Genomic DNA, 12,789 nt, shown 5'->3' on the forward strand with positions numbered 1-12,789 from the left:
CTGCGCTACACCGGTTCCGCGCTGCGATAGCTGCGCGCGACCAACGCCGACCGCAGGCGCCACAGGCCGTGGCTGCGAGTCGCGTCGCAGCCGGTCAGGCGGGCGATCCGCTTGAGCCGGAAGTCGACGGTGTTGGGGTGCACGTGCAGGGCGCGCGCGGTGCGCTGCCGGTTCACGTCGTGCGCGATGTGGCACCGCAGGGTGGCGAACAGTTCGGGGTGCTCGTCGAGCGGATCCAGCAGCGCCGCAAGGAAATCCCGCCCGGGGCCGGGTCGGGTGAGCTGGTACTCCAGCGCCAGGTCGGCGAAGTGGTGCAGCCTGCCGTCGACGCCGAGCCGCTGCACCATGTCGAGCAGGCTGTGGGTCCGGTCCGCCCAGGTCGGCAGCGCGCCGCCGGCGCAGTGCGCGACCGCCACGGTGATCGGCACGCCCGCGGCGTCGGTGAGCGCGGCGAAGAGCGGCTCGAGTTCGTCGGCGTCGACATCGCCGGGAAGCAGCGCGGTGCCGCCGTCGCCGGTCAGCAGGGACAGCGCGGTGCCGTCCGACCAGCGGAACAACTCGGCGCGCACCTGCTCGAGCCGACGCCGGGCCTGTGCCCGATCGGGACGCACCCGGGCGCCGGACGCGGGCGGATCCGTGATGGCCACCGCGAGCACCCAGTAGTGCGACGCGATCTCGACCCCGCACCGCCGGGCCATCGTCGCGGTCGCGCTGCCGTCGAGCAGGGCCGCCGTGATCAGGTGCACCGCGCTGTGGTGTTCGCGCAGCACCGCGTAGCGCAGCACCGTCTCCAACGAGACACCCTGGCGCACCCACGCCGCGACGACGTCCTCGATCTCGGCGGCGCCCACCGCGTCCTCGGTCTCGGTGAACGCGGCGACCAGGTGCCGTACCCGGCCCGCGTCGTCTCCGTGCTCGGCGAGCGGCATCGTCGTGCGCCACGCGCCGTCGGAGCCCGACGCCCGGGCGAGGACGGAATGCGACCTCGTCATGTACAGGCCTCCTCGATGTGCTGGTCCCGACCTGAGCACCACGCTACGGAGCAGGCGTTCCCCGCGATGTCCAACATTCTGGACACCGCCACCGCTCAGCCGAGCACGTTCGGCTGGTCCAGGATCCAGCGCCAGCTACCGTCCGGCTGCCTGCGCGCGACTTCGACGGTCGCCCCCGTACCGCCGGGCAGCCGCGACGACGTGAGCGCCAGATCGCCCGCCCGCAGCGCGGGCGCCTGCGCGCCGAGCTGGAACACCGGCCGGTCCGCGACCAGGCGCGCGTAGGCGGCTCTGATCTCCGCGATGCCGGTCGCCACCACGCCGTCCGGCAGGGCCAGGACCGCCTCGGATTCGTACAACTCGACCAGGCCGTCCACGTCACCGGCGTTCAGCCGTTCGACCACCAGCCGGCTCAGATCCTCCGGACGTCGCGCTCGTTCCCGCACACCGTCGACACTGTCGGTCATCGTCACCCTCCTCGACATGGGCTGTGCGCCAACGGTAACGCCGGGGTACGACAGAACCGGACGAGCGTCTCAGTGCCCGTCGTGCACGTCGACCGAGTACCGGTACCAGTTCCCGTCGAACGGGGTGTAGACGGGCTGATAGGCGGTGGGGACGTGCACCGGCGGCCGGGCACCGGCGGGGAAGTAGGCCAAGCCGCCGAGCGAGTCACCGATCCCGAACAGGCAGCCGCCGTCGCGATCGGCGACCGAGGACACCCGGATCACCCCGAGCCAGCCGGCGTCGGACTCGGCGCACCGCCCCCGCGCCACTTCGGTCAGCGCCGATTCCGACAGCCACCAGGCCACCCGGTCCGGAATCCCCGCCGCGACGGCGCCGATCCCGGCCAGGACCACCAGCGGCGCGACCAGCACGGTGCCGTAGCGCCGGTAGCGCGCGCACCCGATCGGCGCGCACACCAGCCAGACCACACCGGCGACCAGCAGCGCGAGCACCGCGGCGACCGTGATCAGCAGGTCGAGGGCGGCGGCGTCGTCGAGCAGCAGCGCGACGGTCGCGCCGACCGCCAGCACCGTCGACGCGCGCATCGCCGACACCCAGCGCCGAGTCGGTGGCACGGTCCCGGTCTCCACGGTCGTCATGGGCCCACCCTACGGATCCCGGCACCGGAAACGGCGAAACCCCGGAAGGCCCTAGGCCTTCCGGGGTTTCGCGCGCACAGATCACACCGTCACAGCGGCGGGAATCCCGCCGAGCCGGTCGCCATCCAGTTCCAGAATCCGGCTGCCCGGTTGACCAGCAGGGCAATGACGTCGAGAGCAGTGCTTCCCATCAAGTTTTCCTAACATTCGGACGAACGATTCGCTTGCCCACCATAGCAACTCGCCACCGCCGATCACGACACGATCTCGGCGCACTGGAGCATTACCAGTGAGCACGCGCGCGCATTCGTCTCGTCGACAACGAAATCGATGTTTCAGCAGGTGAGAGCGTTGCCGATGCGAAATCGCCCGGCGCTCGAATGCCGTGCGGGGCACAATTGCCGGACAGCTCGTCCGGTGCGGTGAATTCCACGCCGGACAGATATTCGCCCGAGATCGAGGCGGCGGGCGATCGGCCCCGGGTCTCGACGACGACAGGCGGCGCACCTCCTCGCGGCCGTCGCGAACCGCGAATACAGTACTGGGGAAGCACACCTTTCCGACGTGAGACCGGTAGCGCCCGACGAACACGGTGAGGACGGATGGACAGCATCAGTCACGAGCTCCTGCACAGGCCCCTGTTCTCCCGCGTCCCCCTCGACCAGGGCAACGCGGCCAGCCGCATCAGCGCCTACATCTACGGGAACGTGCTGATCCTGGCCGCCCTGATCCCGGTCGCGCCGTCCGCCGAGAACGTCGGCATCCTGGTGGTGCTCGGGACCGCGGTGTCGACGTTCATCGCGCATTCCTTCGCCGAGAGCGTCGGCCGATCGGTGCGCGAGGGCTCGCCGCAGACCACGGCGGATCGCTTGGCCGACCTGCGCGATTCGCTGCCCATCCTCAGCTCGGCGGTGGTGCCCTGCGTCGTGCTGGCGGCCGCGGCCTTCGGGTGGCTGCAGCCGCGCACCGCGCAGGTGCTGGCCGAGGTCGTGATGCTGGTGCGGATCGCCGGCATCGTCTTCGTCATCCGGCGGCTGCAAGGCCGGCGCCCGGACCGATCGACGCTGATCGGGGCGGTGGTGCTGGGCTGCGCGGCCACCACGGTCGTCGCGGTCAAAGTCGTCCTGACCCACTGACCGCGAGGAGGACCACGTGTCGGCGCCACCGGTGAAGTCGAGTTCGCTCGTCCTGCTCGTACTGGCCGCCGGCCAGTTCCTGATGACGCTCGACAGTTCGGTGATGAACGTGTCGATGGCCACCGTCGCCCAGGACCTCGACACCACGATCACCGGGATCCAGACCGCCATCACGCTCTACACGCTGGTGATGGCCTCGCTGATGATCACCGGCGGCAAGGTGGGCGCCATCATCGGCAGGCGCCGGGTGTTCGGGATCGGCCTGGTCATCTACGGCATCGGCTCGTTCGTCACCGGCCTGGCGCCGAATCTGACGGTCCTGCTGCTGGGCTGGTCGCTGCTGGAGGGGATCGGCGCGGCCCTGATCATGCCCGCGATCGTCGCCCTGGTCGCGGGCAACTTCCCGCCCGCGCGCCGGTCGGCGGCCTACGGGATGGTGGCGGCGGCCGGCGCGGTCGCCGTCGCCGTCGGTCCGCTGCTGGGTGGCGCGGTGACGACGTTCGCGTCGTGGCGCTACGTCTTCTTCGGCGAGGTGGTCATCGTGGTGGCGATCCTGCTGGTGCTGCGCCGCGTCGAGGACGCGCCCGCCGAGCAGGTCCGGCTCGATCTGGTCGGGTCCGTGCTGTCGGTCCTCGGCCTGGGCGCGATCGTGTTCGGCGTGCTGCGGTCGAGCGAATGGGGGTGGGTGCGACCGACCTCCGGCGCGCCCGCGCTGTTCGGGTTGTCGGCGGTCATCTGGCTGGTGCTCGGCGGCCTGTTCACCATGTATCTGTTCCTGCGCAGGCAGAGCTACCTCGTCGACCGGGGCCGCGACCCGCTCGTCGATCCGGCGCTGCTGCGCAACCGGCAGCTCGTCGGCGGGTCGAGCATGTTCTTCGCGCAGTTCGCCGTGCAGGCCGGGGTGTTCTTCACCGTGCCGCTGTTCCTGTCGGTGGTGCTCGAGCTCAGCGCGGTCGAGACCGGGGTGCGCATCCTGCCGCTGTCGGTCGCGCTGGTGCTGGCCGCGATCGGGATCCCCCGCTTCCGGCCGCAGGCCGATCCACGCCGGGTCGTCCGGCTGGGCCTGGGCGTGATCATCGTCGGCGTGCTGATGCTCGCGGCCGGCATGGATCCCGGCGCCGACGCGGCCGTGGTGTCGATCCCGATGCTGCTGATGGGCCTGGGTCTGGGCGCGCTGGCCTCGCAGCTGGGCGCGGTCACGGTCTCGGCCGTGCCCGATTCGCGCAGCTCCGAGGTCGGCGGCATCCAGAACACCGCCACCCAGCTCGGCGCGTCCCTGGGGACCGCGCTGATCGGGTCGATCCTGATCGCGACGCTCACCTCGTCGGTGATCTCGGGCATCCAGCAGAACCCGGCGGTGCCCGCCTCCGTGCAGCAACAGGCCACCACCGAGCTGTCGTCGGGCGTGCCCTTCCTGTCGGACCGGCAGCTGTCGGACGCGCTCGACAACGCCGGGATCGACGACACCACCGCCGAGGCCATCCTGGCCGTCAACACCGATGCCCGCCTCGAGGCACTGCAGGTGGCGTTCGCGGTGACCGCGCTGCTGGCGATCCTGGCGCTGTTCGGCACCGGCCTGCTACCCCGCCGTCCGGTCACGGGAATCACCCGTTCCGGGTGAGGACCGCGCCGCGGGCGGCTGGTTGGCTGGCAGCACGGCCGACCGCAGAGTCCCGAGGCGAGGAGCGCTCGTGAACGCGTACCCACCCATCGACGAGCACGGCATCGTCGGCGACCTGCAGACCGCGGCGCTGGTGTCGTCCGCCGGAACCATCGACTGGTGGTGCGCGCCGCGCTTCGACTCACCGAGCGTGTTCGCCTCGCTGCTGGACAGCGCGCGGGGCGGGCACTGCTCGATCGCGGTCGACCCGGCCAGCGCGGGCACGGTCCGGCAGTTGTACCTCTCCGACACCGCCATCCTGGTCACCCGGTTCTCCGGACCCGACGGCGTCGGCGAGGTCGCCGATTTCATGGTCCCGATCCCCGGCACCGCGCCCACCGATCGGCACCGGCTGGTGCGTGTCGTGCGGGTGGTGCGCGGCAGCCTGACCTTCGCCCTCGAGTGCCGGCCACGCTTCGACTACGCCCGCGCCACCCACACCCTCGAGCAGGTCGACGAGCGCACCGCCGTCTTCCGTTCGCCCACCGCCGATCTGCACCTGCAGGCCACCGAACCGATCGTGCTCGACCCCGACGGCGCGGACGTCACCGCGCGCTTCACCCTGTCCGCGGGGGAACGCGCGGCGGTCGTGCTGACCACCACCGCCCCGGGCGCGGCCGCCTCGGCGGCACCCGAATGGGCCGCCATCGCCACCGAATTCGACCACTGCCGCCACTTCTGGCAGACCTGGTTGCGCTCGTCGACCTATCGCGGCCGCTGGCGCAACATGGTCAACCGCTCGGCGATCACCCTCAAGCTGCTCACCTACGCGCCGACCGGCGCCCCCATCGCCGCGGCCACCATGGGACTGCCCGAGCAGATCGGCGGCGAGCGCAACTGGGACTACCGCTACACCTGGATCCGGGACGCCTCCCTCTCGGTCCGCGCGCTGATGGACCTCGGATTCACCGCGGAGGGCCTCGCTTTCCGGCGCTGGCTACGGGAACGGGTGGACGCGGGCGGCACCGCCTCCGGTGAGCCCCTGCAGATCATGTACCGCGTGGACGGCGATCCGAAGCTCGAGGAGCTGATCCTGCCCCACCTGGAGGGTTACGAGAAGTCGGCGCCGGTGCGGGTGGGCAACGGCGCGGCCGACCAGATCCAGCTCGACATCTACGGCGAGGCCGCCGATGCCCTGGCCCAGGCCACCGACATGGCCGCGATCGCGGGCTGGCGCACCTTCACCGGCCTGATCGACTGGCTCGCCGACCACTGGGACCGGCCCGACGAGGGAATCTGGGAAACCCGCGGTGGGCGTCAGGATTTCACCTACAGCCGGCTGATGACCTGGGTGGCCTTCGATCGCAGTATCCGGCTGGCGACCGAGCACGCCCGACCCGCGGACCTGGCCCGCTGGACCGCCGAACGCGACGCGGTCTTCCGGCAGATCATCGAGCGCGGCTGGAGCGAGCGGCGCCAGGCCTTCGTCCAGCACTACGCCACCGATGTCCTCGACGCGTCGCTGCTGCTCATGCCCCGCATGGGATTCCTGTCACCGAACGACCCCATGTGGCTGAGCACCCTCGACGCGATGGACCACGAGCTGGTCAGCGACAGCCTGGTCTACCGCTACGACCCCGAGGCCTCCCCCGACGGTCTGCGCGGGACCGAGGGCACCTTCAACCTGTGCAGCTTCCTGTACGTGGAAGCCCTGGCCCGGACCGGCCGCTTGCAGCAGGCCCGCTATGCCTTCGACAAGATGCTGACCTACGCCAATCACGTCGGGCTGTTCGCCGAGGAGATCGGGCCCTCCGGCGAGCAACTCGGCAATTTCCCGCAGGCGTTCACGCATCTGGCCCTGATCACCGCCGCGCTCGCTCTCGACGAAGAACTCGACCGCGTCGAGGCGGCGCCCCCGTCGGCGGGCTGATCCCGTGACCACCCGATTCCTTGTTCGGAGGACACTATTTCGGTAAAATCAGTGCGTTCTCGCACCGAATACACACTGCTCGCCGACTTCGCTCGCGGACCGTCGGCGCAATTCTCGGCGATCCATTTCTCGACGGGCACTTTCTTTCCCTCAGCATCCCGAGGAGTCGAGCATGACCAGCAATACTTCGTCGGCGCACCGCGCGCCACCCGAGGAAGAACCCTTCCAGACACAGGCCATCGCGGAGGGTATTTCCATCACGGCCGCGTGCATGCTGCTCATCTTGGCGGCGGTCTCGATCCTGCAGGGCATTGCCGCGCTGCTGGACGACGAAATATATGTCGCCGGAGTCGAATACGTGTACAAGTTCGACACGACGACCTGGGGATGGATTCATGTCGTGCTCGGGGTGCTGGCGCTGATCGTCGGCGTCGGCCTGGTCCTGGGCGCCACCTGGGGACGGTACAGTGCGCTCGCCGTCGCCGCGCTGGTGATCGTCGCGAACTTCCTGTCCCTGCCCTATTATCCGGCCTGGTCGTTCATCATCATCGGGCTCAGCCTGGTGATCGTCTGGGCGATCTCCACCTGGAGACCACAGCACTGACTCCGCAGGCGCTACCGACATCGCCCCGGCCCGACGTGTGGCGGGCCGGGCGATGAGCGCCGACTCCGGTGCGCGGGTCCGGATCTGGTCGGCCAGGGCCGCCCTTCTGCTCGCCGCGCTGACCGCGGTGATCCCGGTGCTGTTCGCGGGAGTGGTGGGGACTCTCGGCGTGCTGATCGTCGGCACCGGCGGCGTGGTCGTCACGATGGCCGCCCTGTACTGGTTCCTGACCAGGTACGGACTGCTGCGCTGGGTGTCGCTGGCGATCGCGGTGCTCTCGCCGATCATCGTCATCGTGGCCTTCGTGCGGGCCCGGCTGCTGTGGGTGGTGCTGCTCACCGTGGCGGTGGCCGTGCTGGCGCTGCTGTGCGCGCGCGTCGCGCTGCGCACCGGGACGTCGCACGCCCCGGCGGCCGACCGGCCCGCCCCAGTGGCCCAGCGCCCGTTCCTCATCATGAACCCGCGCTCCGGGGGCGGGAAGGTGGAGAAGTTCGATCTGCGCCGCCGCGCCGAGGAGCTCGGCGCGGAAGTCGCCCTGCTCGAAGGCGATGTCGACGTCGAGACGCTGGCCAGAGACGCCGTCGCCCGGGGTGCGGATCTGCTCGGGGTGGCGGGCGGCGACGGGACCCAGGCGCTGGTGGCGGGCATCGCGGCCGAGCACGACCTGCCGTTCCTGGTGATCAGCGCGGGGACCCGCAATCACTTCGCGATGGACCTCGGCCTGGATCGCGCCGATCCCGCCGCCGGGCTCGACGCCCTCCGCGACGGTGTGGAGCTGCGGGTGGACCTGGGCCGGATCAACGGCCTGCCATTCGTCAACAACGCCTCGTTCGGCGTCTACGCCGAGATCGTGCGCAGTCCCGCCTATCGCGACGACAAGACCGCGACGGTGCTGCGCCTGCTGCCCGACCTGCTCGCCGGGCACACCGGCAACCGGCTCGTCGCCCGCATCGACGGGACGACGGTCGACGGCCCGCAAGCGATCCTGGTGAGCAACAACCCCTACGGCACCAGCGACCTCGCCGGGCTGAGCCGCCGCGAACGCCTCGATCGCGGCACGCTCGGGGCGGTCACCGTCTCGGTCGCCAACACCCGCGACGCGGTCGGGCTGATCCGGCGCACCCGCAGCCGCGGCCTCACCCAGCACACCACCCCGGAAGTCGCCGTCGACACCGACGCGCCACAGATCCCGGTCGGTGTCGACGGCGAGTCCCGCCAGCTCGACACCCCGGTGCGCTGCGTCATCGAACCCGGCGCGCTGCGCGTGTGGGTACCGCGCCACCGGCCGGGAACGCCCCCCGCCCCGCCGACGATCGACTGGCTCCGGCTGCGCGACTTGGCCATTCGCGGCGACGCCGCGGCACCGCGCTGAACGCCGTCACCGGTTCCGGGATTGCACCCACTGCCATCATGCGTCAGGTGAACGACGGGGAAACAGCACCGGACAACGGACGCCCCGGGCTGTGATGACGCCGACACCGTCGACCGGCCCGGGTGAACAAAAGTATCGGCGGACACCACTGTGCGCAGGTAATTCCATTCCGAAATATTCTGTGCGCCAGCCGTAATCCGCCGACCGCTCGGCAAAAGGTACTGACCGACGAGTTTTGTTCAGCGAAATCGTGATCGCCGTCACAGGAATGAATTCCGCCGTTCCGGCTATACCATCAGATCCGCCGAGGCTTCCCGGGAATATCCGCCGTCGAAGTTCCAGAGCACCAGTGGTGACACATCGACGTGCCCCTTTTTCGAATCCGTCTTCCGCCGCTTCGGCATGTATTCGTCGCGAGGTGAACCCGGTCATGGAATACACCCACCTGTCCGAATTCCAGATCCGTCCCGGCACGTTGTCGATCTGGACGCCCGAACTCCCCCCGGCTGCCTGGCAGCCCGACGACCGTCCGCTGACCAGCGTGCACGCCGGCTACTGCGCGAGCGTCGACCCCGCCGATCCGCGACCGGGCCGTGGGCGCTGGATCGGCACCGTCTTCGAGATGGACGCGCGCCTCGAGCCCGCCGCCTGGCGCGAGACGCTGCGTCGCTGGCACGCCAGGCACGAGGGGTTGCGCACCACGGTGCGCGTCGACGCCGCGGGCGAACCGCGCAGACTGCTCGCCCCCGCCACGGCGGTCGGTATCGCCGAGCACCGGGTGGACGGACTCACCGACGGCGCCCGGATCAACGAATTCCTGTGCGGCGCACTCGAACTGCGCCTGTCCCCGCTGGTCTGGCCGCATCTGCTCGCCGCGACGGTCGAGCACGCCGCGACCGCGGACTTCACCGTGCTGGTGGCCGCCGATCACTCGGTCATGGACGCCTACTCCCAGGCCATTCTCATTCTCGAGCTGCGCACCCTCTACCGCGAGGTACTGGCGGGCGAGCAGGCCCGCGAGTCGGCCACCTTCGGTAGTGCCGCCGACTTCGCGGTGGTCGAGCGAGCGGCCGCCGCCGAGCTCGACGCCGACTCGCCCGCGGTGGCGACCTGGCGGGAGTTCCTCGCCGGTGGCGACGGCACCATGCCGCGGTTCGCCCCGCACACGCACCGGCCCGCACCGGCCGACCTGGCGCAGCCGAGTGTGTCGCGCCGGGTGCTCGAGCTCGACCAGCTCGAACGGGTCGAGGCGGTCCTCGACCAGGTGCGCCACCGGATGTCGGTGGCGGTGTTCGCCGCGCTGGCGGTGGCCCATCAGCGCCGGTTCGGCGCGGAGCGGATGCGCACCATCATGCCGATCGCGACCCGGCCCGATCTGCGCTGGCTGGAGTCGATGGGCTGGTTCGTCAATGTCGTCCCGGTCGACATCCGGGTGGAGCCCGAGGCGGGGATGGCCGCCGCGCTGGAGAGCGCGCGCACGGCGCTGCGCCGGTCGCGGACCGCGAACGACGCGTCCTGGTCCCGGGTGCTGGAGGTCCTCGGGGTCGCGGAGACGCCCCGGTTCGGCATCTCCTTCCTCGACATCCGGGTGCTGCCCGGCTACGAGCTCGTCGCCGACCTGCGTGGCCGGACCCTGCGGGCGGAGTCGTACTCCACCGACGAGGTGTTCCTGTGGGTCGTGCGGGCCGCCGACGGCCTCTACGTGTCCACCCGGTATCCGGCGGGCCTGCCCGCCGAGGTGATGGACGAGTTCCTCACCGCGTTCGGCGCGGCGCTCGCGGAGGTCACCGCGGCGGTCCACCTCGACGCCCCCGCGCCCGCCGCGGCGCCGGTCGTCGCGCAGGCGGTGTGAGCCGATGCGGGCACTGCTGGCCTTCACCGGCAGCCGGGGCGACGCCCAGCCCGGCATCCTGCTGGCGCGCGCGCTGATCGCCCGGGGCCACGAGGTGACCCTCGCGCTCGCCCCCAACCTCGTCGGGTTCGCGACCGAGCACGGTGTCCCCGCCGTCGGGTTCGGCTGCGACAGCGCCGCGCTGTTGCGTGCCCAGCGCACCGACCCCCGATTCGGTGCCCGGAATCCGTGGGCACGGGCGCGGGCGGTGCTCGACCTGCAGCGACGTGGCGTGCCGGAGATGGTCGCCGACCTGCGCGAACTGGTGCCGGGTCACGACGTGGTCGTGGCGGGCATGGCGGGCGAGGAGGCCGCCGCCGTGGTGGCGCGCGAGGCCGGGCTGCCGTTCGCGGCGATGCACTTCTTCCCGATCCAGGCCACGACCGTCGTCCCGGTGGTTCCGGCGCGGTGGGCGGAGCGGATTCCGGGTGTCGTGCACCGCTGGGGCTGGTCGGTGCTCGCCCGCGCCAGGGCCGCCGCGCTGGCGCCGGTGCTGACCGCGGGCGAACCGCCGGTCCGGGTGCGTATCCAGGCCTACGACCCCGCGCTGTTCCCCGGTCTGCGCGACGAACTGCCCGGGCCGTTCACCGGCTTTCCGGTCGACGTCGGCGGTGTGCTCGCCGCGGACGGCACCGACACCACGATCGCGGTTCGCCGGTGGCTGGCGGCCGGTTCCGCACCGATCTATGTCGGCTTCGGCTCGATGGATGTCGGGGATCCCGTCGAGTTCGTCGCCATGCTGCGTGCGGTCTGCGCGCGTCGGGGTCGGCGGCTGTTGCTGGCCTCGGGGTGGGCCGCGATCACGCCCTCCCTCGATGCCGAGGTGGCCGTCGTCGATCAGGTCGACCACGCCGAGGTGCTGCCGCGGTGCGTGGCGGCCGTGCACCACGGCGGCGCGGGCACCACCGCGGCCGCGTTGAGAGCCGGTGTCCCGCAGGTCATCTGCTCCATCCAGGCCGACCAGCCCTACTGGGGGCAGGCACTCCAGCGGCTCGGTCTGGCGGCGACCGCGCCCGCGCGCACGCTCACCGCCGCGCGCCTCGGCGCACTGCTCGACCGGATCTCGACCCCCGACGTCCGTCGCCGGGTCACCGATTACGCCGCGACGTTCACCACCGACGGGGTCGCGCGCGCCGCCGATACCGTCGAGGCGCTCGCCCCGCTCACCTCCGAATTCGTCCACGCCGCAGGGAGACTGCCATGAACCCCGAGATCGCCATCCGGATCACCGGACTCGGCAAGTCCTACGGCGACTTCACCGCCGTCGGTGCCGTCGACCTCACCGTCACCGCGGGCACGGTCTTCGCCCTGCTCGGCCCCAACGGGGCGGGCAAGACCACCACGGTCCGCATGCTCGCGACGCTGCTGCGCCCCGATCGTGGCAGCGCCGAGATCTTCGGCTACGACATCGTGCGCGAGGCCACCGCGGTGCGCTCGATGATCGGGCTCACCGGCCAGTACGCCTCCGTCGACGAAACCCTCACCGCCGGTGAGAATCTGCGCCTGTTCGGCAGGCTGCTCGGGCTCTCCCGTCGCGAGGCCGCCGCCCGCAGCGCCGAACTGCTCGAGGAGTTCGAACTGAGCGCGGTCACCGATCGGCCGGTCGGCCAGTTCTCCGGCGGGATGCGGCGGCGCCTCGACCTGGCCGCGACGCTGATCACCGATCCCCCGCTGATCTTCCTCGACGAACCGACCACCGGACTGGACCCGCACACCCGCGACCGCATGTGGGGCATCATCCGCAAGCTCGTCGCGCGCGGCGCGACCGTCCTGCTCACCACCCAGTACCTCGAGGAGGCCGACGCGCTGGCCGACCGGATCGCCGTCATCGATCGGGGCGCCATCGTCGCCGAGGGCACCGCCGCCGAGCTCAAGGCCTCCATCGGCGATCAGGTGCTGCGCCTCGAACTCGCCGACACGGCTCAGTCCGCGCACGCGGAGGCCATCGTCGCCGACCTCACCGGCGAGGTACCGGAGGGATCCTCGGCCGGGATCCTCACCGTCGCGCTCGCGGACGCGGGCACCGCCGCCGACATCGTCGCCGCCTGCCGGGCCGCTGGCATCGCGCTGCGCGGCTTCGCCGTCGACCGACCCGACCTGAACGAGGTGTTCCTCGCTCTCACCGGCACGGCCCGCGCCGCCGCCTGATCACGGAGAC

Annotated in this window: 11 protein-coding genes; 8 read left to right on the forward strand and 3 right to left on the reverse strand. The window is 71.2% G+C overall.

Annotated features, from left to right (window positions below; all coding sequences use genetic code 11):
* Positions 1–5 precede the first annotated feature (5 nt).
* The 3 genes from AB0H54_RS22230 to AB0H54_RS22240 form a co-directional block, all read right to left on the reverse strand.
* Positions 6–992, reverse strand: coding sequence for a helix-turn-helix domain-containing protein (locus tag AB0H54_RS22230; protein ID WP_357347392.1), 987 nt, complete (start codon positions 990–992; stop codon positions 6–8).
* Positions 993–1,087: 95 nt separating this feature from the next.
* Complete coding sequence (locus AB0H54_RS22235) at positions 1,088–1,459, reverse strand: nuclear transport factor 2 family protein (protein ID WP_355271776.1); 372 nt, start codon at positions 1,457–1,459, stop codon at positions 1,088–1,090.
* A 69-nt stretch (positions 1,460–1,528) separates the two neighbouring features.
* Positions 1,529–2,098, reverse strand: a complete 570-nt coding sequence (locus AB0H54_RS22240) for a hypothetical protein (protein ID WP_357347394.1) — start codon at positions 2,096–2,098, stop codon at positions 1,529–1,531.
* A gap of 602 nt (positions 2,099–2,700) precedes the next feature.
* Here AB0H54_RS22240 and AB0H54_RS22245 point away from each other — a divergent pair.
* From AB0H54_RS22245 to AB0H54_RS22280, 8 genes are all read left to right on the forward strand, one after another.
* Entirely contained in the window at positions 2,701–3,234 is a 534-nt protein-coding gene (locus AB0H54_RS22245) for a hypothetical protein (protein WP_357347396.1), read from the forward strand.
* A gap of 16 nt (positions 3,235–3,250) precedes the next feature.
* On the forward strand, positions 3,251–4,855 hold the full coding sequence (locus AB0H54_RS22250; RefSeq protein ID WP_357347398.1) for an MFS transporter: 1,605 nt from the start codon (positions 3,251–3,253) through the stop codon (positions 4,853–4,855).
* A gap of 70 nt (positions 4,856–4,925) precedes the next feature.
* Complete coding sequence (locus AB0H54_RS22255; RefSeq protein WP_357347400.1) at positions 4,926–6,764, forward strand: glycoside hydrolase family 15 protein; 1,839 nt, start codon at positions 4,926–4,928, stop codon at positions 6,762–6,764.
* Positions 6,765–6,936: 172 nt separating this feature from the next.
* On the forward strand, positions 6,937–7,368 hold the full coding sequence (locus tag AB0H54_RS22260; protein WP_355271768.1) for an acetyltransferase: 432 nt from the start codon (positions 6,937–6,939) through the stop codon (positions 7,366–7,368).
* A 52-nt stretch (positions 7,369–7,420) separates the two neighbouring features.
* Complete coding sequence (locus AB0H54_RS22265; RefSeq protein WP_357347402.1) at positions 7,421–8,740, forward strand: diacylglycerol kinase family protein; 1,320 nt, start codon at positions 7,421–7,423, stop codon at positions 8,738–8,740.
* A gap of 430 nt (positions 8,741–9,170) precedes the next feature.
* On the forward strand, positions 9,171–10,592 hold the full coding sequence (locus tag AB0H54_RS22270) for a condensation domain-containing protein (protein ID WP_357347404.1): 1,422 nt from the start codon (positions 9,171–9,173) through the stop codon (positions 10,590–10,592).
* A gap of 4 nt (positions 10,593–10,596) precedes the next feature.
* Positions 10,597–11,835, forward strand: a complete 1,239-nt coding sequence (locus AB0H54_RS22275) for a nucleotide disphospho-sugar-binding domain-containing protein (RefSeq protein WP_357347406.1) — start codon at positions 10,597–10,599, stop codon at positions 11,833–11,835.
* Positions 11,832–12,779: an ATP-binding cassette domain-containing protein gene (locus tag AB0H54_RS22280; protein ID WP_357347408.1), complete on the forward strand. Its 948-nt coding sequence runs from the start codon at positions 11,832–11,834 to the stop codon at positions 12,777–12,779. Before AB0H54_RS22275 ends, AB0H54_RS22280 begins: the two co-directional genes overlap by 4 nt.
* The last annotated feature ends 10 nt before the right edge of the window (positions 12,780–12,789 follow it).

This window comes from Nocardia sp. NPDC050718 (genome assembly GCF_040654235.1).
Taxonomy (GTDB): domain Bacteria; phylum Actinomycetota; class Actinomycetes; order Mycobacteriales; family Mycobacteriaceae; genus Nocardia.